At 51.3% G+C, this 23,492-nt stretch carries 17 protein-coding genes; 10 read left to right on the top strand and 7 right to left on the bottom strand.

Going from position 1 to position 23,492, the window contains the following annotated elements:
- Nucleotides 1-56: 56 nt before the first annotated feature.
- Nucleotides 57-1,676 (top strand): chaperonin GroEL, encoded by a 1,620-nt coding sequence (gene groL / locus FYJ73_RS05015; protein WP_154533615.1) that lies wholly within the window; start codon nucleotides 57-59, stop codon nucleotides 1,674-1,676.
- A 719-nt stretch (nucleotides 1,677-2,395) separates the two neighbouring features.
- Here groL and FYJ73_RS05010 read toward each other — a convergent pair.
- A complete protein-coding gene (locus FYJ73_RS05010) occupies nucleotides 2,396-3,394 on the bottom strand; it encodes a GNAT family N-acetyltransferase (protein WP_336509577.1) in 999 nt (332 codons plus the stop codon).
- Between the two features lie 79 nt (nucleotides 3,395-3,473).
- Here FYJ73_RS05010 and FYJ73_RS05005 point away from each other — a divergent pair, with 79 nt between their 5' ends.
- The 4 genes from FYJ73_RS05005 (at nucleotide 3,474) to FYJ73_RS04990 (ending at nucleotide 7,692) form a co-directional block, all read left to right on the top strand.
- Nucleotides 3,474-3,992: a KdsC family phosphatase gene (locus FYJ73_RS05005; RefSeq protein WP_154533614.1), complete on the top strand. Its 519-nt coding sequence runs from the start codon at nucleotides 3,474-3,476 to the stop codon at nucleotides 3,990-3,992.
- Nucleotides 3,993-4,138: 146 nt separating this feature from the next.
- Nucleotides 4,139-5,044 carry an Rpn family recombination-promoting nuclease/putative transposase gene (locus FYJ73_RS05000; RefSeq protein WP_154533613.1) on the top strand — a complete coding sequence of 302 codons (906 nt, stop codon included), beginning with the start codon at nucleotides 4,139-4,141 and terminating at the stop codon, nucleotides 5,042-5,044.
- Nucleotides 5,045-5,176: 132 nt separating this feature from the next.
- Nucleotides 5,177-5,752, top strand: a complete 576-nt coding sequence (locus FYJ73_RS04995) for a Maf-like protein (RefSeq protein ID WP_154533612.1) — start codon at nucleotides 5,177-5,179, stop codon at nucleotides 5,750-5,752.
- Between the two features lie 779 nt (nucleotides 5,753-6,531).
- Complete coding sequence (locus tag FYJ73_RS04990) at nucleotides 6,532-7,692, top strand: protein kinase domain-containing protein (RefSeq protein ID WP_154533611.1); 1,161 nt, start codon at nucleotides 6,532-6,534, stop codon at nucleotides 7,690-7,692.
- 322 nt (nucleotides 7,693-8,014) lie between these two features.
- Here the strand turns inward: FYJ73_RS04990 and nifJ are convergent, their stop codons facing one another.
- Both nifJ and FYJ73_RS04980 read right to left on the bottom strand, forming a co-directional pair.
- On the bottom strand, nucleotides 8,015-11,617 hold the full coding sequence (gene nifJ / locus FYJ73_RS04985; protein WP_154533610.1) for a pyruvate:ferredoxin (flavodoxin) oxidoreductase: 3,603 nt from the start codon (nucleotides 11,615-11,617) through the stop codon (nucleotides 8,015-8,017).
- Nucleotides 11,618-11,676: 59 nt separating this feature from the next.
- Entirely contained in the window at nucleotides 11,677-12,864 is a 1,188-nt protein-coding gene (locus FYJ73_RS04980; protein WP_154533609.1) for an ATP-binding protein, read from the bottom strand.
- 243 nt (nucleotides 12,865-13,107) lie between these two features.
- Between FYJ73_RS04980 and FYJ73_RS04975 the strand changes: the two genes are divergently transcribed.
- On the top strand, nucleotides 13,108-14,031 hold the full coding sequence (locus FYJ73_RS04975; RefSeq protein ID WP_235899236.1) for a DMT family transporter: 924 nt from the start codon (nucleotides 13,108-13,110) through the stop codon (nucleotides 14,029-14,031).
- Between the two features lie 7 nt (nucleotides 14,032-14,038).
- Here FYJ73_RS04975 and FYJ73_RS04970 read toward each other — a convergent pair whose 3' ends face one another.
- The 4 genes from FYJ73_RS04970 to FYJ73_RS04955 all read right to left on the bottom strand — a co-directional run bounded on the left by FYJ73_RS04970 (nucleotide 14,039) and on the right by FYJ73_RS04955 (nucleotide 17,149).
- Nucleotides 14,039-15,214, bottom strand: coding sequence for a sensor histidine kinase (locus tag FYJ73_RS04970; RefSeq protein ID WP_154533607.1), 1,176 nt, complete (start codon nucleotides 15,212-15,214; stop codon nucleotides 14,039-14,041).
- Nucleotides 15,211-15,900, bottom strand: coding sequence for a response regulator transcription factor (locus FYJ73_RS04965; RefSeq protein WP_154533606.1), 690 nt, complete (start codon nucleotides 15,898-15,900; stop codon nucleotides 15,211-15,213). Before FYJ73_RS04965 ends, FYJ73_RS04970 begins: the two co-directional genes overlap by 4 nt.
- A gap of 73 nt (nucleotides 15,901-15,973) precedes the next feature.
- Nucleotides 15,974-16,546: a chromate transporter gene (locus FYJ73_RS04960; protein WP_154533663.1), complete on the bottom strand. Its 573-nt coding sequence runs from the start codon at nucleotides 16,544-16,546 to the stop codon at nucleotides 15,974-15,976.
- 75 nt (nucleotides 16,547-16,621) lie between these two features.
- Nucleotides 16,622-17,149, bottom strand: coding sequence for a chromate transporter (locus FYJ73_RS04955; protein ID WP_154533605.1), 528 nt, complete (start codon nucleotides 17,147-17,149; stop codon nucleotides 16,622-16,624).
- A gap of 186 nt (nucleotides 17,150-17,335) precedes the next feature.
- Here FYJ73_RS04955 and FYJ73_RS04950 point away from each other — a divergent pair, with 186 nt between their 5' ends.
- The 4 genes from FYJ73_RS04950 (at nucleotide 17,336) to FYJ73_RS04935 (ending at nucleotide 23,312) form a co-directional block, all read left to right on the top strand.
- A complete protein-coding gene (locus FYJ73_RS04950) occupies nucleotides 17,336-18,583 on the top strand; it encodes a TolC family protein (protein ID WP_206081690.1) in 1,248 nt (415 codons plus the stop codon).
- Nucleotides 18,584-18,704: 121 nt separating this feature from the next.
- On the top strand, nucleotides 18,705-19,781 hold the full coding sequence (locus tag FYJ73_RS04945; RefSeq protein ID WP_154533603.1) for an efflux RND transporter periplasmic adaptor subunit: 1,077 nt from the start codon (nucleotides 18,705-18,707) through the stop codon (nucleotides 19,779-19,781).
- Nucleotides 19,774-22,806: a CusA/CzcA family heavy metal efflux RND transporter gene (locus FYJ73_RS04940; RefSeq protein ID WP_154533602.1), complete on the top strand. Its 3,033-nt coding sequence runs from the start codon at nucleotides 19,774-19,776 to the stop codon at nucleotides 22,804-22,806. The genes FYJ73_RS04945 and FYJ73_RS04940 overlap by 8 nt, the downstream gene beginning before the upstream one ends.
- Nucleotides 22,807-23,030: 224 nt before the next feature.
- A complete protein-coding gene (locus tag FYJ73_RS04935) occupies nucleotides 23,031-23,312 on the top strand; it encodes a hypothetical protein (RefSeq protein WP_206081689.1) in 282 nt (93 codons plus the stop codon).
- The last annotated feature ends 180 nt before the right edge of the window (nucleotides 23,313-23,492 follow it).

Genomic DNA, 23,492 nt, shown 5'->3' with positions numbered 1-23,492 from the left:
TCTTTTCAATCAATCAGTTTACTATTATCAAAACACTAAAATAGGAAATCACAACAATGGCAAAGATTATCAAATACAATACAGAAGCCCGCAACCTCATCAAGGCTGGCGTAGACCAGTTGGCCGACGCCGTAAAGGTTACACTCGGTCCTAAGGGCCGCAACGTCATCATCGAGAAGAAATTCGGTGCACCACAGATCACGAAGGATGGTGTCACCGTTGCTAAAGAGGTGGAACTCGAGGATAAGTTCGAGAACACAGGCGCACAGCTCGTCAAGAGCGTAGCCAGCAAGACGGGTGACGACGCCGGCGACGGTACCACCACAGCTACCATCCTGACACAGGCCATCGTCACAGAGGGTCTGAAGAATGTCACCGCCGGTGCCAACCCAATGGACTTGAAGCGCGGTATCGACAAGGCCGTGGCTAAGGTCATCGACTACATCAAGACCAATGCTGAGCAGGTCGGCGACAACTACGACAAGATTGAGCAGGTCGCTACTGTCAGTGCCAACAACGATCCAGAGATCGGCAAGCTCATCGCCGACGCTATGCGCAAAGTCTCCAAGGACGGCGTGATCACCATCGAAGAGAGCAAGACCCGCGACACCAGCATTGGCGTGGTACAGGGCATGCAGTTCGACCGTGGCTATCTGTCCGGCTACTTCGTGACCGACACCGACAAGATGGAGTGCGTGATGGAGAATCCTTACATCCTCATCTATGATAAGAAGATCAGCAACCTCAAGGAGTTCTTGCCTATCCTGCAGCCTGCTGCCGAGAGTGGCCGTCCACTGCTCGTCATCGCTGAGGACGTGGACTCTGAGGCTCTGACTACTTTGGTTGTCAACCGTCTGCGTGGCGGTCTGAAGATCTGCGCCGTCAAGGCTCCTGGCTTCGGCGACCGTCGCAAGGCTATGCTCGAGGATATCGCCATCCTGACCGGTGGTGTTGTCATCAGCGAGGAGAAGGGCTTGAAGCTTGAGCAGGCTACTCTCGACATGCTGGGCTCTGCCAAGAAGGTGACTATCACCAAGGACGACACGACCATCGTTGGTGGTGCCGGTGCCAAGGATAACATCCAGGAGCGTATCAACCAGATCAAGAATGAGATTGCCAACACCAAGAGTTCTTACGACAAAGAGAAGCTGCAGGAGCGTCTCGGCAAACTCAGCGGTGGTGTTGCCGTGCTCTATGTCGGTGCTAACTCCGAGGTGGAGATGAAGGAAAAGAAGGATCGTTGCGACGACGCACTCTGCGCTACACGTGCTGCCAGCGAGGAAGGTGTGGTCGTCGGTGGCGGTACCACATACATCCGTGCTCAGGAAGAGCTCAAGGACCTCAAGGGTGACAACGCCGATGAGCAGACTGGTATCAACATCGTACGTCGCGCCATCGAGGAGCCGCTGCGTCAGATCGTCTTCAACGCCGGTGGCGAGGGTGCTGTCGTGGTGAACAAGGTTCGCGAGGGCAAGGGCGACTTCGGCTACAATGCCCGTGAGGACAAGTACGAAGACCTGCGCCAGGCTGGTGTCATCGACCCCGCCAAGGTAGAGCGCGTGGCTTTGGAGAATGCCGCTTCTGTGGCTGGTATGTTCCTGACCACCGAATGCCTCATCTGCGACAAGCCTGAGGAGAAGCCGGCCATGCCAGCCGCTCAGCCCGGAATGATGTAATAGAGACATCGAAATAAAAAACTCATAACCACGAAGAGGTGGCAAGCCATGTTGCTTGCCACCTCTTTTTTTGTGCACATACCAAGCGCCGATGATTCTATTCATTGGATTTTATCCGACAAAAAGTCATCACGAAGAAGAGACAATCTGGAGAAGACAAAATCAAAAACGAAAGCTGGGAATCACAGATTTGTTGCTTAAAAAACAGAAATTGCCACTTTGACAGTATCATCACGGGACTTTCTGCAGATGAAAAAAGGACTTTGACGAGAAATTCTCTAGAGAATTTTCGGTCATCTCGGTACTTTTACCGTGTAAAAGTACCGAGATGAAGGGCAAAAACGACTATTTTGGCGAAGTAAATGGCCGAAAAGATGATAAGCAGAGCCCTTACGCTCTAGCACAAAAACGCAAACTTGTTAATTATCAATTAGTTACGAAATATTTCGCAAAATGGCGAAAATCAGGCGCAAGTACGTCCCTGATTCTGATTTTTCGATTCTCAGGGGCGGAAAAATGTCAGTTTACAAGACAGTGGAGAAACAAATGATCTACTACTCCGTACAGCCGGATCCACGAAAAGAAACACATTCTATGCATCTCTACTTTTAGCCCGCATGTTTCTTTTTAAGAGAAGTAAAGCCCTGAAGATACAAATCTGATGTCAGGCGGGACAGATAACCGTTCTCATCCCGAATGGCAAGCTTACAGCCACCTTCCTACTCTTTCCATATCCAGGAGAGCAGTTTGTTGAGCCATCCAATAGAGAATCGGAACCAACGGTACTTTGCCACGGGCTTGCCACCGAAGCGAAGGATGAACTCTCGAAACGGATTGTTGGGATAGGGCAGCCCGGCATCGAGGAAGTAGATGTGGGCATAGTTGTGTTTCCACGCCCAAATGATCGCCTGCCACACGGTCATCATTGCGGGATGAAGCCAGGCGTAACGCTTGCGCAGAGAAGCGAGATACCACAGATAGGCATTCCCTTCGGAATAGACACAGACGCAGCCACCAATCAGCCGACCCTTGTAGAGGGTGGCAAAGAGGCGGCCATTGTCGCTGAGATAGAGCTCAGCAATCTGCTTCTCAGGCGGTACGACACGATGCACCTTCCAGCGATAGAAGCCACGCACCAAATGAGCGAAGCGGTCGAGATCCTCTTCCGTGGTCACCTCACGGGTTTCGACACCCTGCTGATAGGCATGCTCAATCTTTTTCAGCATTTTGGGCTGTAGGCGGTCGTGGGGATCCATGGAGTGGAGCGAATTGTGGATTTCCTGCCAAGGAATGGGAAAGAAGCCTTGCGAACGAAAATATTTGTAGCCAAACATCTTGCGGGAGACATCGCTGAACTCAATGAAGAAACACAGCCTGCGGCGCAATCGCCTGACAAGAGCTTCGAGGAGCAGGCCGAAGACTTCCTCGCTGTTCACATCCTCGGCATAGTCGCCCTCGCCATAGGCATGCGCCTGCCAATAGAGCAAGGGCATCCACGAGGCACGCAGCAGGAAGACAAGGATATGGCCGACCACCCTACCCTGCCCGTCGGTAGCCACCGCCATACAAGGCCGCTGCCCCGGTGTCCGCTCCACAATATGGAAGAGCTCCGGACTATGGAAGAAATTGCCGTCGTCCATTGACGGCAATGTGTCTCCACGCGTATAGATTGCGGTCTGATACTGCGACATGGCTACAGAATGCTTGCTTAGTGGCAAAATTAATATAATTCAAGGGAAACACAAAATAAAGTTCCACTTTTATTTTGTAACTTTGCGTCAAAAATCATACGAAGCCATGATCAACTACGATTTACGGCGCATTCGCGCCATTGTCTTCGACGTCGACGGTGTGCTGTCAGCTTCCACGGTAGGTATGGATGCCGAAGGGATGCCTCTTCGCACGGTCAATATCAAGGATGGCTACGCCATTCAGTTGGCCGTCAAACGCGGTTTGCATATCGCCATCATCACGGGTGGCAGCTCAGAGGCCATCCGCAAGCGCTATGCTTATTTGGGTGTGGAGGACATCTTCATGGGCAGCGCGATGAAAAAGGACGTCTATGCGCATTTTCTCCAAAACAATTGCCTGACCCATGATGAGGTGCTCTATATGGGCGACGACATCCCCGACTACGAGGTGATGAGCCTCGTGGGCTGTCCCTGCTGCCCGGCCGACGCCTGTGCCGACATCAAGCAGATCTCGCTCTATGTCAGCAGTTATGAAGGAGGCCACGGCTGCGCCCGCGATGTCATCGAGCAGGTGCTCAAGGCACAAGGCAAATGGATGGACAACGCCAAAGCGTTCGGGTGGTAAGGGATGCCCAGCACAAAATCCTTTCGAAAAGGCTAAAAGCAATACCATTATCTTTTCAGTGATGTAAACACTATCCGCCCAAATAATTTGCATAAATCATCAACAATACCTATATTTGCAAATAAAACCCTTAAAGAGCCTACGACATGACAAACAGAAGCTTACAAGACATAGAAGAAATGGGAAGTGCCAAATATATCAATCCGTATACAGACTTCGGATTTAAGAAATTGTTTGGCACTCCTCTCAATAAGGATTTGCTGATCAGCTTTCTCAACTCGCTGTTCGAAGGCAAGGAAGTAGTGAGAGATCTTACCTATCTTAATGGTGAGAACCTTGGCAATAGCTATGGCGACCGCCGTGCCATCTTTGATGTATACTGCGAGAATGAGCAGGGCGAGACGTTCATCGTAGAGATGCAGAAGGCTGAGCAACAATTTTTTAAGGACAGAAGTGTGTTCTATTCCACTTTCCCTATTCAGAATCAAGGGAAGAAAGGAATATGGGATTTTAAACTTAAAGGAGTCTATACAGTCGGAATACTGGATTTTGTCTTTCCCGATAACGAATATCCCCAAGACTGCCTTCGCCACGAAGTGAAGTTGATGGATGTAGATGACAAGCATGTGTTCTATGATAAGCTGACATTCCTTTATCTTGAGATGCCAAAGTTTACAAAGAAAGAGGATGAGTTGAAAACGATGTACGACAAATGGCTTTTTGTCCTTCATAACCTTTCTCGTTTGATGAAACGTCCGGCTGCATTGCAGGAACGCATCTTCACACGGCTTTTTGACCAGGCTGAGATAGCCCGGTACACTCCCGAAGAACGTCAGGATTATGAAGACAGCTTGAAGGTTTATCGCGACATGAAGAATGTACTCGACACAGCTGAGTTGAAAGGACTGAAAAAAGGACTGAAAAAAGGTATCGAGCAGGGTGCTTCCGATGAAAGGAAAAAGAATGCGAAGGCAATGAAGGCCTTGGGACTGCCTTTGGAGACGATCGCAAAAGTAACGGGTATGTCGATAGAGGACATCGTAAAGCTATAGATTGCTCCATCCTTTATCTTGCAGAATCATTGTGATGCCATGATCGATATTAACCTGCTTTAACCCGTTGCCTTTTGTACATTGATAACTTTTGGCTACTTTTGCGCTGAAAAAAGATTTGAACAACAGGAAATGGAAACAACGAAACTGAAAATCATACTTGCCAGCGCATCGCCACGCCGCAAAGAGTTGTTGGCAGGACTGGACCTGGACTTTGAGGTGAAAGTGATCAAAGGTGTCAGCGAGAGCTATCCCGAGAATCTACGCGCCGAAGAAGTGCCACAGTATATCTCACGAGAGAAGGCAGCTGCCTACCAAGTCGACGACGACGAACTGCTGCTCACCGCCGACACGGTAGTCGTTGTCGACAACACGATACTGGGCAAGCCACGCGATGCCGACGATGCCCGTCGAATGCTCCGCCTCATCAGCGGACGCACACACCAGGTAGTCACCGGGGTGACACTGACCACGGCAAAAGCGCAAAAGACATTTGCGGTCACTACAGATGTAGCCTTCCGGAAACTCACCGACGACGAGATAGACTATTACATCGCACACTACCGCCCGTTTGACAAAGCCGGTGCCTACGGCATACAGGAATGGATCGGATACATCGGCGTGACATCCATCCACGGAAGCTACTACAATGTCATGGGACTCCCTGTGCAACGTATCTATCAAGAGATTATGGAGATAGAAAAATAAAGAGAAACAAAAAATATCGGTGCCCACTACAGTCTTTGAACCTTAGTGAACACCGATTCCTGATTCTAAACGATGTTTCTCAATCTTACTAAAGGCGAAAAAGATTATGCCTTCTTTGCCTTCAAAGCGTCCAGGGCTGCACGACGGCCACCGAGAATCATGTCGATGCGCATCTTGTCCTGCAGATTGGCCTGGGCATTCATTGTCACCAATTTGTCTGTCATAACTACAATCTTTTTACGTTTATAAGGTTGATACTACGACTCACGGCTTGTGCCGATTATCGTCTTGTCCGGAGACAAAGTTAGTTTTCTTATTCCGTACCACCTAATATTCTTGCAAGAAATTAACAGCGTAATCGATTGATATTGATTTATATCAACTATAAGAGTCAAAAGCATGGGCTTTCTAAGCTATTTTCCAGTATACTTGAGAGGGCTGAGACAAGGCTTAATTGATTTATATCAACCAACAAGAAAGCTGCCCTCCAAGTTAATGCATAGGATTTGCGGTTCTGCCCCCTTGGGAGGGAGCTAAAGGAGGACTATTTTTTCGTTTTTCTTTGTCATTTCACTCGTTTGCGCTATCTTTAAATAAGACAGGCTGCTCTCGGAAATGAAAAGAAAAACTTCGTTTTCCTTTGTCATTTCACTCGTTTGCGCTATCTTTAAATAAGATAGGCTGCACTCGGAAATGAAAAGAAAAACTTCGTTTTCCTTTGTCATTTCACTCGTTTGCGCTATCTTTGCACTCAGATTATCATTAAAACATAAAATGCCATGACTGTAACAGACATGCAGGAGATAAAAACTGCCAGCATTCAAAAGCTGACAACAGGAAAAGACGGTGGACAGGATGTGCTGCTCGTCTCTCTTAAAGAAGCCTATCAAAGCAAGCCACAATATCAGCGGGCTCTGAAAAAGGAGTTTGACCGCTGCAAAGATTTCGACCATCAGCATCTGCTGAAATTCCTCGCCATGAAGGACGTGGAGGGGCTCGGCACGTGCATAGAGATGGAATGGGAGGATTCACGCTCGCTGCTCGAATACCTTGATGAAGGACACAGCGAAGACGAGAAAAAACGCGTCATCAGTCAAATCGCTTCAGCTCTGGAATACCTCCATGGCAATGGTATGGTACACGGGGCTCTTGACCCCACCTTTATCTTCGTCACCAAGAAGACAGACGAGGTGAAGGTGCTCAACCTGCGACTGCGCTATGCCGACTCGATGAGCATGCCCAACAGCAGTCTACGCTTCATCGCACCCGAGGCTAAGGATGGCACGGTGACGCTTGACGCGCGCGCTGATGTCTACTCTTTGGGAATGATCGTCAAGGCCATGAACCTCGGCAACGAGTATGACCAGGTCATCGACGGCAGTTGCAGCTTCGGCCGCAGCGAGCGCTATGCCAGCATAGAAGACTTCATGGAAGCCTTTGAGCATCATCGCTATAGCCGCAAGAGCGAGACCACCTCATCTCCCGTCAACAGAAAGATGGTGGGACTGGTAGCTGCTATCGCCGTACTCGTGGTCATCGCTGTCGTGCTGCTCTTCAGCCGCGGAGGACAGTCTGACCAGCAGACTGCCAGCAACGACTCTACAGAGATTGCCAACAACGAGCAGTCTCAAAGCTCTGACACCAGCAGTAACAGCGTCTCGGGCTCTGTGGCTCCTTCGCCAGACAGCACGGACAACGCACAGCAGGCTGCCGCACAGACACCCCAGTACACCGGTGACTTGGTATTCCTCAATAACCTCGTACCGCAAATGCATATCGACATCGACAAGATCTATGCTTCCAGCACAGACCCTGACCAGATCCATAAAAAGGTAGCCATCTACTACAAAGGGCTACGCAAAACGTTGGGAAGCCTCAACGAGGAGCAGTTCGCAGCCTTCGACAAGGCTTTCAGCGATTATATCAAATCAAAACAATAATAACACGATTCCTACATACAGCACTGCCTACGTAATAGAACATATAAATTAAAAAGGGACGGCCTAGTTAGGTCGTCCCTTTTTAAGTCTTATACGCTTTGGGATATGGCAACACTTTGTATAGGCAATATCCATCGAAAACAAACAATTTATACAGGCAAAAAAGGGCTATCCGCACAGGCAAAAACTTTATAAAACTTGCAGTATCAATCTCCAAGCACGAAAATACCCCAAAGCCGCTCAAAGGCAGCTTTGGGGTATTGCTTATTCCCTCCTTTTTGGAGGACTATAGAAGGGGACCGCTAAGCGGCCTTGTCCCTATTTATTCCTCGCTCCAGTCTTCCTGACTCTTGCGGACGTAAGACTTGTAGCGGAGCTTAGCCATCTTCTCGCACTCAGAGAAGAGCTCGTCAGCCTCTGCAGGATAAGCCTTGGCAACAGAAGAGTAGCGTACCTCACCGAGGAGGAACTCACGGAAGTCAGCCCAGTTAGGCTCCTTGCTGTCGAGAGTGAACGGGTTCTTGCCCTGATCAGCCAGTTCGGGGTTGAAACGCCACAGATGCCAGTAACCGCAGTCAACGGCGAGCTTCTCCTCCATCTGGCTCTTACCCATGCTTCTCTTGAGCTTCTTGGTGCCCTTGATGCCGTGGTTGATACACGGAGCATAGGCGATGACGAGAGACGGGCCTGGATAAGCCTCAGCCTCGCGGATAGCCTTGAGGCACTGAGCGTTGTCGGCACCCATAGCCACCTGAGCGACATAGACATAACCATAGGTTGTCTGCATCAGACCCAGATCCTTCTTGCGCACGCGTTTGCCCTGAGCGGCGAACTGAGCGATAGCACCCAGAGGAGTAGCCTTAGAGGACTGTCCGCCAGTGTTGGAGTAAACCTCAGTATCGAGGACGAGGATGTTGACATCCTCACCGGTAGAGAGCACGTGGTCGAGACCACCGTAACCGATATCGTAAGAAGCGCCATCGCCACCGATGATCCACTGAGAGCGCTTCACTAAGTAGTGCTCCAGCGGCTGCAACTCCTTGCAGAACGGGCATCCAGCCTCGGCACCCTTCTCGATCAGCGGCTTGAGCTCAGCGGCAGCAGCCTTAGAGCCGTCGGCGTCGTTCTTCTGCTCGATCCACTTCTGAGCGGCAGCCTTGAAGTCGTCGGGCGTGTGCTCGCCTTCCATGGCCTGGTTGAGCAGCACGGTGATACGCTCCTTCATCTTCTTGTTGCCCAGTGCCATACCGAGGCCAAACTCGCAGAAGTCCTCGAACAGAGAGTTGTCGAAAGCAGGACCCTGACCCTTGTCGTTGGTGCAGTATGGTGTAGAAGGAATAGAAGCAGAGTAGATAGAAGAGCAACCCGTAGCGTTGGCGATCATCTCGCGGTCACCAAAGAGCTGAGAGATCAGCTTGACGTAAGGAGTCTCACCGCAGCCGGAGCAAGCACCGGAGAACTCAAACAGAGGCTGAGCGAACTGAGAGTTCTTCGGGCTCTGCTTGATGTCGACGAGGTCTTGCTTAGACTTCACGTTGTTGGTCAGGTAAGTCCAGTTCTCTGCTTCCTTCTTCATGTCAGGAGCATCTACGTTGAACGGAACCATCTTCAGGGCCTTCTCAATCTCACCGGTTTCCTTGTTCTTCTTGCCCGGGCAGACATCAGCACAGTTGCCGCAGCCTAAGCAGTCGAGAACGGAAGTCTCAATGCGGAACTTCATGCCCTTGAGCGTCTTAGGAGCCAGCATGTCGATGGTCTTTCCGTCGAAGCCGGCAGCCTCTTTTTCGTCGAGGACGAACGGACGGATACAAGCGTGAGGACAGCAGAACGAGCACTTGTTGCACTGGATACAGTTCTCAGGATTCCATACAGGTACGAAAGCCTCGACACCACGCTTCTCCCAAGCAGCGGTACCATTCTGCCAAGTGCCATCGACAGTGTCGTTGTTGACAAAGTCAGAGACCTTGAGCAGGTCACCAGCCTGAGCGTTGATAGGACGCACGAGGTTCTTGACGAATGCCGGAGCGTTGTCCTCCTTAACATCGTCGTCAGCCAGATTAGCCCATGCCGGATCAACGGTCAACTCTTTATACTCACCGCCACGATCCACGGCGGCGTAGTTCATGTTGACGATATCCTGTCCCTTCTTGCCGTAAGACTTCACGATGAAGGCCTTCATCTGCTCGACAGCGAGGTCGATAGGAATCACCTTAGTGATACGGAAGAAAGCAGACTGCAGAATGGTATTGGTGCGGTTGCCCAGTCCAATTTCCTGACCAATCTTCGTAGCATTGATGTAGTACACCTTGATGTGGTGCTTAGCGAAGTAGCGCTTCACCTTGTTAGGAATGAAGTTGACGAGCTCTTCACCGTCGAAGATGGTATTGAGCAGGAAAGTACCATTGTCGCGCAGACCACGTGTCACATCGTACATATGGAGATAAGCCTGTACGTGGCAAGCCACGAAGTTAGGCGTGTTGACCTGATATGCGCTGTGGATAGGCTCGTCACCGAAGCGCAGGTGCGAACAAGTGAAGCCACCAGACTTCTTTGAGTCATAAGAGAAGTAGGCCTGGCAGTATTTCTTGGTGTTGTTACCAATGATCTGAACAGAGTTCTTGTTGGCACCGACAGTACCGTCAGAGCCCAGGCCATAGAACTTAGCCTCGAAGAGAGAGTCACCGCCCATCGGGATTTCCTCAACCTCAGGCAGAGAGGTGAAGGTGACATCGTCGACGATACCCACAGTAAAGTGGTTCTTGGGCACATTGAGCTCGAGGTTGTTGAATACGGAGATGATCTTGGCAGGTGTAGTATCGGAAGAACCGAGACCATAGCGTCCACCGACGATCAGCGGCTTGCGAGGATCGTCATAGAGTGCACTCTTGACATCAAGATACAGCGGCTCTCCTTCAGCTCCCGGCTCCTTGGTGCGGTCGAGAACAGCGATACGCTTCACGGTGTCAGGGATAGCCTTGCGGATAGCCTCAACAGAGAACGGACGATAGAGGTGAACAGCCACCATACCTACCTTTTTGCCCTGCTTGGTCAGGTAGTCGATAGCCTCGCGTGCAGGCTCAGTAGCAGAACCCATCAGCACGATGATGTTCTCAGCATCGGGAGCACCATAGTAGTTGAACAAGTGATACTCACGTCCAGTGATCTTCGAAATCTCGCCGAGGTACTTCTCAACGACCTCAGGCACTACGTCGTAGTACTTGTTGCTAGCCTCGCGGTGTGTGAAGAAAGTCTCAGGGTTCTCAGCGGTACCACGTGTGACAGGGCGCTCAGGAGAGAGTGCACGGTCGCGGAAACGCTTGATATACTCTGGGTTGACGAGCGGACGGATGTCCTCCATGTCCATAGCCTCGATCTTGTGATACTCGTGAGAGGTGCGGAAGCCATCAAAGAAATTGATGAACGGTACAGACGTCTCAAGCGTAGCCAAGTAAGGAACAGCGGTGAGATCCATCACCTCCTGTACGGAACCGGAGCAGAACATGGCGAAGCCGGTCTGGCGGCAAGCCATCACATCCTGGTGATCACCGAAGATACACAGAGAGTGGCTGGCAAGTGTACGTGCGGAAACGTTGAACACGCATGGCAGCAGCTCACCAGCAATCTTGTACATGTTTGGGATCATCAGCAACAGTCCCTGGGATGCTGTGTAAGTGGATGTCAGAGCACCTGCCTGCAAAGAGCCGTGAAGCGCGCCGGCAGCACCACCCTCAGACTCCATCTCCTGTACGGTGACGGTCTGACCAAACAGATTCTTACGACCCTTGGCAGCCCATTCGTCGATGTGCTCAGCCATAGGCGACGACGGTGTGATGGGGTAGATAGCAGCCACCTCAGTAAACATATAGCTTACATGAGCGGCAGCGGTGTTACCATCACAAGTCATAAATTTCTTTTCTTTTGCCATTTTGTGAAAAATAGATGATAAAAAGTTGATAATGTTTTTGCGTTATACTTATAGTAGAGTCAGTAGAGCATACCAAGTAACCATAAAGGTATCTGGTCGCCGTGACCTATTTTCTGATGGTATCGTGCGTAGATCGTGCCGATGGCGTTGCGACTTTTGTCAGCCACGAGCGCGTCGCAGACGCGAAAGCGCAGTTTGTTGTCCACGAGATAGCAGTGGTCCTTGTCGCCCTGGTTGACGAGATGATCCTTCCATAGCGTGTTGACGAAGAAGGTCTCCATGACTTCCTGCGTGCTGCTGGTGATGGGGTAGATGACATACATCAGGTTGGGATTGTGCATCATCACCTTAGATGGCTTTTTGGGAAACTGCTGCCCGGGATTGTAGATGAGGTTGATCAGCCGGGCATCGGCAAGGTATTTGATATAGTTCATCACTGTTGCACGGCTGGTGTCTATCTCGTCGGCGAGTTTGCTGATGTTCGGAGCCTGCGGACCATTGAGTGCAAGGAGATAGAAGAGTTTCTTGATCTTAGTAAGGTATTTCAGCTCTATCTGTTTGATGAGCAGGATATCCACCTCGGTCATCATATTCATGGTCTTGAGCAAATTCTCCATGAAGTTGCGATTTTCAAGGAAGAATGGGTAGAAGCCATGATGGAGGTAATCCTCAAAAAAAGCCGTAGGATCCACTTGCTGCACGATATCCTTGGCAATCGCCTCATGGTTGTTGACGATGTCGTCCAGAGTCAGTGGCTCGAAATGGGTATGTGCCTTGAGGTTGAGATATTCACGGAAAGAGAAGCCACGAAGGTTGTAGCTTTTCACCACGCCATTGAGTTCAGGATTCTCTTCTTTGAGGCGCATGACGCTCGAGCCTGTGAACACGATCTTCAGCTGAGGATATTTGTCGTAGCACTCTCGCAACTCCCTGCTCCAGTTGGGCTGCTTAAACACCTGATCGATGAGCAGCACCTGACCACCCTGACCGACAAACTCACCTGCAAAGTCAGCGATGCCGCGTCCCTGGAAATAGAAGTTGTTCATATTGACATATAGGCATCTGCGGTCTTTGCTACCGAAATGCTCCTTGGCGTATTGCAACAGAAAAGTCGTCTTTCCCACACCGCGTGTGCCCTTGATACCAATGAGCCGCTCATTCCAGTCAATCTCGTCCATAAGGACGCGGCGAACTGGGGCGTTGGTGTGCTCTACCAAGTAGGCATGTGTGCGAAAGAAGGAATCCATAGATATCTTTGATGCATGTATTGGTTATACAGTGCAAAGATAGTGATTAATTTTAATTTTGCAAACCATAGATAGCAAAAACTTTTGTTTTTAGCAAATTTTGTACTATTACACATTATTGATAATGTCACAGTATTGTATTAGAACATAACAGAATATGGGGGAAAAGTCTTATCTTTGCATTGCTTCATGAGCGACACGACGATAACACACGTGTGCAGGCATAAAGATAATGATATGAAAATGATGAAGAAGACACAAACAATATCTATTTTTCAGCACCCGCTATGGGTTGCCGTCTTTGCCCTGACGGCAGCCATAGCCTGGGGCTTTGCCTATCCACTGATCAAGTTGGGCTATTCCGAGTTTGAGATCACTCCTATGATGACCGGCAGCAAGATGCTCTTTGCCGGCGTGAGATTCAGCTTTGCCGGGGCTATCATTTTGTTGATGGCGCGGCTGGGGCATAAGGACTTCCACGTCAGAAGCAGAGTAGACTGGTGGTATGTGCTGCTTTTTTGTCTTGTCAACACGACTCTACACTATGCCTTTTTCTATACAGGCCTTTCCCACAGCGAGGGTTCGCGGGCAGCTATCCTCAATTCGCTCAGCGTGTTCTCTGTCGTGATCATGGCATGTATGTTTTTCAAGAGCGACCGTATGACCGCTAACAAGATCATCGGCTGCGTGATAGGTTTTGCCGGTATTCTCTCGCTGAACTTAGGTGGCGTGGACAGCGGTCGATTCACCTGGCTCGGCGACGGCATGATCATCCTCAATGCGCTCTGTGGGGCCACCGCCTCTCTGCTCACCCGGGGACTCGGTAAGCGCGTGAATGTGTTTGTCGGTACAGGGTATAGTCTGGCCATCGGTGGCATGATACTCTTTGGCTTTGGCTTACTCTCCGGCGGGTCGTTGCCCCGGGTCACGCCATTAGGAATACTGTGGCTGTTGTTGCTCATCGGCATCAGCACCGTGGGATTCTCGCTGTATAACAAGTTGCTCACTTGCAATCCCGTCGGCAAGGTGGCCATCTACAATTCACTGATTCCCGTAGTCGGAGCCGTCAGCTCGTGTCTTTGCCTACATGAGACATTCTATTGGAAATATGTGCTTGCCGGAGCGTTGGCAACAGCCGGAATTTATATCATCAACAAGGGGAAGTAGCAGAAATCTATCTGAAGGCCACACAGACCTTCGTACCCTCACCCTGCTGAGATATCATGCTGACTTTTGCTCTGTGCTTCTCCAAGATAGCCTTGGCCAGTGCCAGTCCCACGCCGTGACCGATGATTGTTCCCGTGTTGGAGGCACGGTAAAAGGGCTCAAAGACATGAGGCAGATCTTCCTGCGGGATGCCGATTCCATGGTCTCGGATGATGACAAGACGGTCGGCAGCAGTGACGGAGACAGGTTTGCCGCCGGAGTATTTGAGGGCGTTGTTGATGAGATTTTGGAAAGCCATACGCAGCAGATGAGCATCGCCGGGAACCGTGAAGTCACTTTGGATGTTCACCTTGCAGCGTCCCTCACAGAGACTTTGCAATAGTGGGGCAATGTTCACGGGTTCGATTTCCTTCATCTCTTCGCCACTTCTGATATGAGAGAATTGCAGCAGTTCGCGCATGATGGTCACCACGCGTTCGGCTTCATGGGCGATACGCTGCAGGATGTCCTGATATTCCCGGGCAGAATAGTCGCGCAGCAATCCCACCTCGCACTCGCCTTGTATGGCGGTCAGAGGGTTGTTGATTTCGTGTGATGCATTGTTGACGAACATCTTCTCGGTCTGATAGTCCCGGTCGATACGGTCGAGCATGCGCATGGCATAGAGGCGGCTGATGAGCCAGAGCACTCCCGCCGAAAGAATCACAAGGAGCAGCAAGGTCCAGCGTAGCGTACGTGCGATGTCGGTGCCGTAAGGGTTGCGACTGAGCACGATAACAGCAAAGGTCCCCGTGTTGTCGTAATAGACAAAAGCCGTCCCCACTTCCTGTCCGTGTTCGAAGTTCACGGTTTGATTGGCATAGAGTTGCTTGATTTGCACGTCGTCGAGATAGGCACTGAGCACCTGCCGCGCCAAGTCACGGTTCTCGATATTGACAAAGAGCTCCTTGGACGTAGGGATGGATGTCTGGCGTCGAATGACCACATTGCGGTATTTCACCGGGTCAAGTTCATCTTTAGAGAACTTCTCCTCGGCCACGGCATGTGCCTTCTCCTGCATATAGTGAAAATAGAGGTTGCGGATATAGTTCGAACTGAAGAAGTAGAAGACCAATCCGGCAATGAGGACCAGTCCGATGGTGATACCCGAATAGATAATTGAAATCTTGTGTCCCGCTTTCATAGCCTGTCCTCCCGGCTGAAACAGTAACCCACGCCGACGATGGTATGGATGAGCTTTGGCTCGAAGCCTTCGTCGATTTTCTGTCGTAGGTATCGCACATAGACATCAACGACATTTGTGTTGGTGTCGAAATCCTTGTCCCATACGTCGCGCAGCAATTGCCGCCGTGTCAGTGTCTGCCCCTCATGTCGCATGAGATATTCCAGCAGCCGGTATTCCTTCGTGCTCAAGTCCACCTCAGTGTCTTGCCTTTTTGCCTTGTGCGAGACCGCGTCGATGCTCAGGTCGCCACAGGTGAGCGGTGGGGTCTGACGATAGCTTTCCACGCGTCGCAACAGTGCGTTGATGCGAGCCACCAACTCGGTGAATTTAAACGGTTTTACCATATAGTCGTCGGCACCGGCCTGCAATCCCAGCACGATGTCATCGGTGGTGCCCAGCGCGGTGAGCATGATCACAGGAAGGGCATAGCCCTGCTGCCTTCGCAGAAGTCGGCACACGTCGAGACCCGTCATTCCAGGCATGCGTATGTCGAGCACTGCCAGGTCATAGTCTTTGGTCTGCAGCTTTTCCCATGCCTCGTCACCTCTGCTTGCTCTGTCCGCTTCAAAACCAAAGCTCTCCAGTCCCCGGCACACAAAGTCGGCGATGTTCTCCTCGTCTTCAGCCAATAATATCCGTTTCATACTATTTTTCTATTGATTGTCATACCACTCTTTTGTTGATTGTCATTTTCTGTGCAAAGATAACCATTTCTTTCTAATAAGCAACCAAACCTACGATGCCGCAGGCAAGCAGTGCCAATATAGGGTTGACTTTGTAGCGCAGTGTGGCGACAAAGACTGCCACACACAGGGCGACGCTCAGAATGAAATAGGGTACGCTCTGCCCCGGTGTTCCGAAGTTTTCCTTGTTCATCAGCAGCAGAGCAGCGGCAGCGATAAGTCCGATGATGGCCGGACGCAGAGCTGCAAAGACATGCTTGACCCATGGCGCGTCCTTATGGGTGAGCAGATAATGGCTGATGCTGATCATCAGGATAAAGGACAGCCACATGATGCTCAGCGAGGCAAGCACAGAACCGAGCACGGCTGCCCACACGGGATAGCCAGCGTTGATGACAGAGGTATAGCCCACATAGGTGGCAGCGTTGATGCCGATAGGTCCTGGCGTGGACTGACTGATGGCCACGATGTCGGTAAACTCAGCATTGGAAAGCCAATGGTTTTTCACTACTGTCTCGCTATAGATCAGTGAGAGCATGGCATAGCCGCCTCCGAAGTTGAAGATTCCTATTTTGCTGAAGACATAGAATAATTTAAGAAATATCATCATTTAAAACTCCTTAATGATTTGTCTGTTGGGTGATAGAGAGGGGGAAGAGCTCTGCTGAAACGTTGACGACTTCTAACTCTTAACTCTTCCATAGATGTATCCCGCCAATCCTGCGACTATGATAATCCAGATGGGCGACACCGAAAAGGCAGCGATGAGCAGACAGCTCACCACGGGAATCCAGCATGTCGACCAAGTGATATGTGCGGTGCGTGCCATCTTAAAGCACGGTGCGGCAATGAGTGCGACCACAGCCGGGCGCACACCACGGAAGAACTTCTCCACATAGACGTTGTCCTTGAAGTTATGAAAGAAGATGGCGATGAGCAGAATGGCGATGATGGAGGGTAGCGCGATGCCCAACGCACCGACGATACCGCCCCACACTCCACGTAGCTTATAACCGATGTGGCTTGCCATGTCGATGGAGAAGATGCCGGGAGTGGTCTGTGCCACTACCATGATATCCATAAACTCCTCGCGGTCGAGCCAGTGGTTTTTGTCGACATACTCCCGTTCCATGACAGGTATCATGGCGTAGCCGCCACCAAGTGTGAACGCGCCTATCTTATTACACGTGAGAAAGAATTTTAATAGCATTTCCTTTTGATGATATTGCAGTGCGCTGAGGCGACTTTTAAATTCTCTGCAAAGGTAGGGAGCTTTGGTGGGGTGGGCAAAGAAAGGCCATTAAAAACCTTTAATATGGTATGAAAGCATTCTCATCGATTCTGTTTCAAGGCTTTGCGCAAAGTCCGTAACTTTGCGGCGATGAAAAAAAGTAATATGAAAATACGATTATGTCTGATGCTTTTCATGGCTTGGGCTTGTTGTGATGGAGCTCGTGCCGTGCGGCTCAGTTTTGCAAAGGCCGACAGTCTGCTGGCCCAGCGCAATCCTGTTCTACGCTCCGCACGCCTGAATGTAACCGTCGCGGAAGGACTGTTGACACAATCGCGTAGCTATGACAATCCCACTGTCAATGTAATGTATAATGTACAAAACCCCACCAATCGCCGATGGTTTGACCCTGGCAGCACTGGAGAAGTCGACGTGCAAGTGTCGCAACCTTTTGCCATCGGTGGCCAGCACGCTGAACAGGTGAGACAAAACACGTCATTGCTGAATGCATCCTACAGTCAGTTGCTCGTGACGCAGCGTGATTTGCGCACGGAGGTGCACACAGCTATGATTGCCCTTTATTACCAGCAGCGACAAGCTCGTGTCTATGATGAGGAGATAGCTTCGGCAGAGAAGATTCTCACAGCCTGCCGTGAGCAGAGTGAGAAAGGCAATGTCGCTGCTATGGAGACGCAGCGCATTGCCACAATGGTCTATCAACTGCGCAAGTCACAGACCGACCTGCTTCTCGAGGCCGCTGCTTTGGAAACTCAGTTACGACAATTATTGGCCCTTCCCGGCATCGAGTCCATCACCGTGGATCTCGATGAGCAAGCCGCCGTAGCCCAGGCATCGAGACTTTATCTTACCTTACATTCCGACAAAAGTCCGGTTCTCGATACGCTGCCTGAGATACAGTTGACGGACCATCGGGTTGAGGCGGCGCAACATGCGCTTCGCTGGCAGCACACACAAAGCCTGCCACAGATGGCCGTGCAAGGAGAATATGACAAAAACGGAAGCATAGGGCACAACTACTTTGCCGTGGGGCTGAGCGTGGCAGTACCTCTATGGAACCGCAACCGTGGAAACATCCGCAGTGCACAGGCCGTCTTGGAGCAGGCTGCCATTGACAAGGAGCAACAACGGCTCGCCCTGACATTGCAGCGGCAGACAGATCTCGATATCGTGGGAAAATATCTTAAGCAGCTTGCTGAACCTGCGTCCTCTCTCGACAAGGATCTCAGCCAGATGCTGCTTGCTGCTGAGCAGCAGTTTATGAGCCGTCATATCTCACTCGTGGAGTTTGTGGATCTCTATATCAACTACCGCGACACGATGCTGGCGCACCTTGACGCCCAAAGCAAAATGCTACAGGCCGCCGAGCGGCTTAAGGTTGTGTGGATAAGATAAATAAGGTGTATCATGGATTTGAGAACTTTGGAATTGGTGTATCATCCTTAAGGGTAGATCATTGAAGTCTTGATTTCTTGACATCGAAAAAATAATAGTACCTGAAAATAAAACGAGAATAATGAAAAAACGAAATATACTGTTTCTTACCGGACTCTTGTGTCTGGTCTCCTGTTCATCGAAGGAGGAAAAGGCTGAGCAGGATACCTACCAGTCCTTGCGCAACGACGTGGTGGTATCTACTCCCGTGTTGATTCGCAGCTATGGTGATGCGCTCACGCTCAATGGCGACGTGAGCTGCGACGAGCGTCTTGTGCGCAAGGTGTTTGTTCCATGCAGCGGCCGGGTCAGTGGATTGACTGTAGAGGTCGGTGACCAAGTGTCTGCCGGACAGCGGCTGGCCACTATCCACAGCGAGGCGGCTGCCGACTACAACAAAGGACTTGCCGACGCCGATGCACAGATAAAGATGGCGCAGCGCGACTATCAGATGAAACAGGACATGCACCGCTCGGGAATGGCATCGGATAAAGAGGTGGCTGAGGCCCGTGAGCAATTGCTCATGGCACACAGCGAGCGCAGCCGGCTGTCTGCCGTAGCGAGTATCAATGGCTTTGGTGGCAGGGCTACCGCCGTGCTGCGTTCGCCCATCAGCGGCTATGTCATGGCGAAGAATATCTACAACGACAGCTATGTCGGTCAGGATAGCGGTGAGGTGCTGGAGATAGCCAATCTCAGTCGAGTATGGGTTATTGCCGATGTCTATGAGAGCGACATCGCCAAGATACATCAGGGAGCACCTGTCACCGTCACCACCATGGCTTACGACGACGCAGTCTTTCGTGGCCATATAGATAAGGTGTATCGAATGCTTGACAACGAGAGCAAGACGATGAAAGTGCGTATTACCCTTGACAATGGCCGCGATTTGCTCCGTCCCGGAATGTTTGCCACGGTGCATGTGTCCACCGGCATGGGCAGCAAAGCCTTTTGTTGTGTGCCTTCCAAGGCGATTGTCTTCGACGGCGGCGTGGACTACGTCGTCAAAGATATGGGTAAGAGACGTTATCGCCGACAGCGCGTCAAAGTAGAGCATATGGATTCCGTCAGTGCATACATCTACAGCGGGCTGCGCCCTGGTGAGCGTGTGGTGAGCAAAAACGCGTTGTTGGTCTTTAATACACTGGGCAATGAATAAGTTGATCGATTTCATCATCGCCTTCTCGCTCAAGCGCAAGTATCTCATCCTTATCGTCACATTGATCGTTGTGATCATGGGCGTGGTGAGTTTCCGCCGGACCCCTATCGACACTTTCCCCGACGTGACCAACACCAAGGTGACCATCATCACACAATGGCCGGGACGCTCTGCCGAGGAGATCGAGAAGTTTGTCACCATTCCTATAGAGATTGCCATGAATTCGGTACAGAAGAAGACCGATATCCGCTCTACCACGCTGTTTGGTCTGTCCGTAGTCACCGTTTGCTTCGACGATCATGTCGACGACGAGTTTGCGCGGCAACAAGTCTACAACCTGCTTCACGATGCCGACCTGCCCGACGGCGTGGATCCCGATGTGCAGCCGCTGTCAGGCCCTACGGGTGAAATCTACCGCTACACGCTCCGCAGCGACAAGCGGTCGGTGCGCCAGTTGAAGACGCTGCAAGACTGGGTTGTCGAGCGCAAATTGCGTTCTGTGCCCGGTATTGCCGACATTGTCAGCTTCGGCGGCGAGGTAAAGACCTTTGAGGTCAGCGTCAATCCCAACCAGCTCGCCACCTATGGCGTGAGTGCGCTCGAACTCTATCAGGCCATCGCCAACAGCAATGTCAACGTCGGCGGCGATGTCATCCAGCGTAGTTCCCAGGCTTACGTAGTGCACGGTATCGGGCTTATCAACAACGTGCGCGAGATTGGTGACATCGTGGTGAAGAATGTCGGTGGTACGCCGATCCTTGTACGCAACCTGGCCAGCGTCCACGAGAGTTGCCAGCCACGGCTCGGGCAGGTAGGACGCGGCACGGAAGATGATGTCGTGGAGGGTATTGTGGTCATGCGCAAAGGTGAGAACACCGAGGAGGTTATTAAGTCTTTGAAAAGCAAGATAGCAGAGATACAGCACGACGACCTGCCCAAGGACGTGAAGATCGTGCCTTTCTACGACCGCGAGGATCTCGTCAACCTTGCCGTGGGCACGGTGATGCACAATGTCGTGGAGGGCATCATTCTGGTCACCCTTGTCGTGCTGCTGTTTATGAAGGACTGGCGCACAACGGTGATCGTGGCCTCTGTCATACCCTTGGCACTGCTTTTTGCCTTCATAGCTCTGCATGTCTGTGACATGAGTGCTAATCTACTCAGTATGGGAGCCATCGACTTCGGTATCATCATCGACGGTGCCGTGGTGATGGTGGAGGCGCTTTTCGTGGCACTCTCGGCGCAGGCACGTACCATCGGCATGGAAGCGTTCAACCGGCGCAGCCACTTGGGCATGGTCAGACAGACAGCACGTGGCAAGGCCAAGTCGGTGTTTTTCTCCAAACTCATTATCATCACGGCTCTGCTGCCCATTTTCACGTTTCAGAAAGTAGAGGGCAAGATGTTCTCGCCTTTGGCCTATACCCTTGGCTTTGCCCTGCTCGGCGCTTTGCTTTTCACGCTGACGCTTGTACCGGTTTTGTCGTCGTTGTTGCTCAAAAAGGATCACCATTACCGTAAGGCCATCGCCCTGTCCCTTGTGGGCATGACAGCAGGTTTGACCTGCTTCCATCTGCTCGGCTCTGAGTTTTTGCCCGAGATGAACGAGGGCTCTGTCTATGCGCGCGCCACGCTGCCACAGAGTGTATCGCTCAAGCAGAGCGTGAAACTCGCCAATGAGTTCCGACATATCCTGTTGTCCTATCCCGAGGTGAGCCAGGTGATGACACAGACAGGACGCCCCAACGACGGCACCGACGCTACGGGATTCTACAACATTGAGCTCTTTGTCAAGCTCTTTCCCGAGAAGGAATGGAAGACGGGACGCACGAAAGAGCAGGTTGTCGACGACATGAACCGGCGGCCGAGTGTCTATCCGGGCATTGACTTCAACTTCTCGCAACCTATCTCCGACAATGTAGAGGAGGCTGTAAGTGGAGTGAAAGGAGCCATTGTTGCCAAGGTCTACGGCAAGGATCTTGCCGAGAGCGAGCGTCTGGCCTGGCAGGTCTATCACACAATGAAGCCAATCCGCGGCATCACCGACCTTGGTGTCATCCGCAACATGGGACAGCCGGAGCTGCAGATCGACATCGACGAGGACCGCTTGGCGCGCTACGGAGTGAAGAAAGACGACGTGCAGAGCATCATAGAGATGGCTATCGGTGGCAAGGCTGCCTCACAAGTCTATGAGGCCGAGCGCAAGTTCAACCTCGTAGTGCGCTATGAGGAGCCGTTCCGCAACAATGCGGAGGCCATAGCAAAGATTAAGGTGCCCACTGATGACGGTCAGATGATTCCTATCAGCGAGTTGGCCACGATCCGCTCCATCACCGGTCCGCTGATCATCTACCGCGAGAACCATGACCGCTACTGTGCCGTGAAGTTCAGTGTCCGCGACCGCGACATGGGTTCGGCTGTCGACGAGGCATGTGCAAAGGTGGCGAAGGCGGTGAAGTTACCAGCCGGTTATAAGATTACTTGGAACGGTGACTTCGAGAACCAGAAGCGTGCCTCGACCCGTTTGGCGCAGGTAGTTCCCATCAGCGTGCTGCTCATCTTTGTCATTCTCTATGTACTCTTCGGCAATGCTCGTGACGCCGGACTTGTGCTCACCAATGTGCCCTTTGCGGCTGTGGGTGGTATTCTCATTCTGCTCCTGACCCACACCAACTTCTCCATCTCGGCAGGCATCGGCTTTATCTGTCTTTTCGGCATCTGTATACAGAACGGTGTCATCATGCTCATGGACATCAAGCACTTCCTGCGCCACCGCTACGCACTTCCCGACGCAGTGACGCGTGGCATGCACTCGCGCATCCGTAGTGTGCTGATGACGGCTATGATGGCTACCCTCGGCTTGCTGCCCGCCGCACTCAGTCATGGCATCGGCAGTGAGAGCCAGCGTCCGCTCGCCACGGTGATCATCGGTGGACTTGTCGGGGCCACGCTCTTCACGCTGTTCATCTTCCCGCTCATCATAGAGAGAATCTATACTCATGTGAATATGAAGAAGTTGAGATAAAATGCCCCCTCACCAATCCTGCCTAAGAGAGGGAAGTCCCTCCCGGGCACGCGAGGTGGAAATAATCTGAAACAGTAATAGGCAATATGGAAAAAGATAGAAAAGGAATAGCGTTCATCAGGACAAGAATCAAGCAGAAGGTAGAGAATGTGTTGAGCACATTAGCATCCCGATTGAAATGTCCAATGCTGTTCTGTAACCCTCTTCCCCAGTTGGTACTGTTTTTGTTTCTATGTCACGCTGCCACGACAGTTGCAGCGCACAGCCGCTATTCGACCGTTAAGATCCCGGTCAGCTGTTCGACCGACCGGAAGGAGAGAGTCGACTCTTTGGTGCGTACGCTCCCCGGTGTGTTTTCCGCCTCATGGAGTTCGCGACATCATCTTATTGTAGTTGTCTATGACCGGACGCAGATCAGTCGCCAGAAGCTGATGAAAGCCCTTGGTGCTGCACACCCACAGCGTGAAGAGAAAAAAGAACCGGGAAAGAGGATTCGTGCTGACTAAGCATGACCGCCGGTTTATCTTATTTTGTCAACACCTTATTATATATACGTTTGTATGCCCGGCAGGACAGATGCCCTGTCGGGCATGTTGTTTTTTGCTGATCTTTAGGCAGGTTATCTATGACAAACGTTGCATTATAGGATAAGAAATGTTGCACCGACCGGACTTAAATCCATTAAT

This window comes from Hallella mizrahii, assembly GCF_009695775.1.
GTDB classification, from domain to species: domain Bacteria; phylum Bacteroidota; class Bacteroidia; order Bacteroidales; family Bacteroidaceae; genus Prevotella; species Prevotella mizrahii.
This window is presented reverse-complemented; position numbering and strand designations above follow the sequence as displayed.

What these genes read in the sequence shown, in the direction of transcription:
- FYJ73_RS04945 (WP_154533603.1), top strand. Translation starts at nt 18,705, where the DNA reads ATGAAAAAACGAAATATACTGTTTCTTACCGGACTCTTGTGTCTGGTC.
- FYJ73_RS04955 (WP_154533605.1), bottom strand. Translation starts at nt 17,149, where the DNA reads ATGCTATTAAAATTCTTTCTCACGTGTAATAAGATAGGCGCGTTCACA.
- FYJ73_RS04990 (WP_154533611.1), top strand. Translation starts at nt 6,532, where the DNA reads ATGACTGTAACAGACATGCAGGAGATAAAAACTGCCAGCATTCAAAAG.
- nifJ (WP_154533610.1), bottom strand. Translation starts at nt 11,617, where the DNA reads ATGGCAAAAGAAAAGAAATTTATGACTTGTGATGGTAACACCGCTGCC.
- FYJ73_RS04940 (WP_154533602.1), top strand. Translation starts at nt 19,774, where the DNA reads ATGAATAAGTTGATCGATTTCATCATCGCCTTCTCGCTCAAGCGCAAG.
- FYJ73_RS04975 (WP_235899236.1), top strand. Translation starts at nt 13,108, where the DNA reads ATGATGAAGAAGACACAAACAATATCTATTTTTCAGCACCCGCTATGG.
- groL (WP_154533615.1), top strand. Translation starts at nt 57, where the DNA reads ATGGCAAAGATTATCAAATACAATACAGAAGCCCGCAACCTCATCAAG.
- FYJ73_RS04980 (WP_154533609.1), bottom strand. Translation starts at nt 12,864, where the DNA reads ATGGATTCCTTCTTTCGCACACATGCCTACTTGGTAGAGCACACCAAC.
- FYJ73_RS04965 (WP_154533606.1), bottom strand. Translation starts at nt 15,900, where the DNA reads ATGAAACGGATATTATTGGCTGAAGACGAGGAGAACATCGCCGACTTT.
- FYJ73_RS04960 (WP_154533663.1), bottom strand. Translation starts at nt 16,546, where the DNA reads ATGATATTTCTTAAATTATTCTATGTCTTCAGCAAAATAGGAATCTTC.
- FYJ73_RS04970 (WP_154533607.1), bottom strand. Translation starts at nt 15,214, where the DNA reads ATGAAAGCGGGACACAAGATTTCAATTATCTATTCGGGTATCACCATC.
- FYJ73_RS04995 (WP_154533612.1), top strand. Translation starts at nt 5,177, where the DNA reads ATGGAAACAACGAAACTGAAAATCATACTTGCCAGCGCATCGCCACGC.
- FYJ73_RS05005 (WP_154533614.1), top strand. Translation starts at nt 3,474, where the DNA reads ATGATCAACTACGATTTACGGCGCATTCGCGCCATTGTCTTCGACGTC.
- FYJ73_RS05000 (WP_154533613.1), top strand. Translation starts at nt 4,139, where the DNA reads ATGACAAACAGAAGCTTACAAGACATAGAAGAAATGGGAAGTGCCAAA.
- FYJ73_RS04950 (WP_206081690.1), top strand. Translation starts at nt 17,336, where the DNA reads ATGAAAATACGATTATGTCTGATGCTTTTCATGGCTTGGGCTTGTTGT.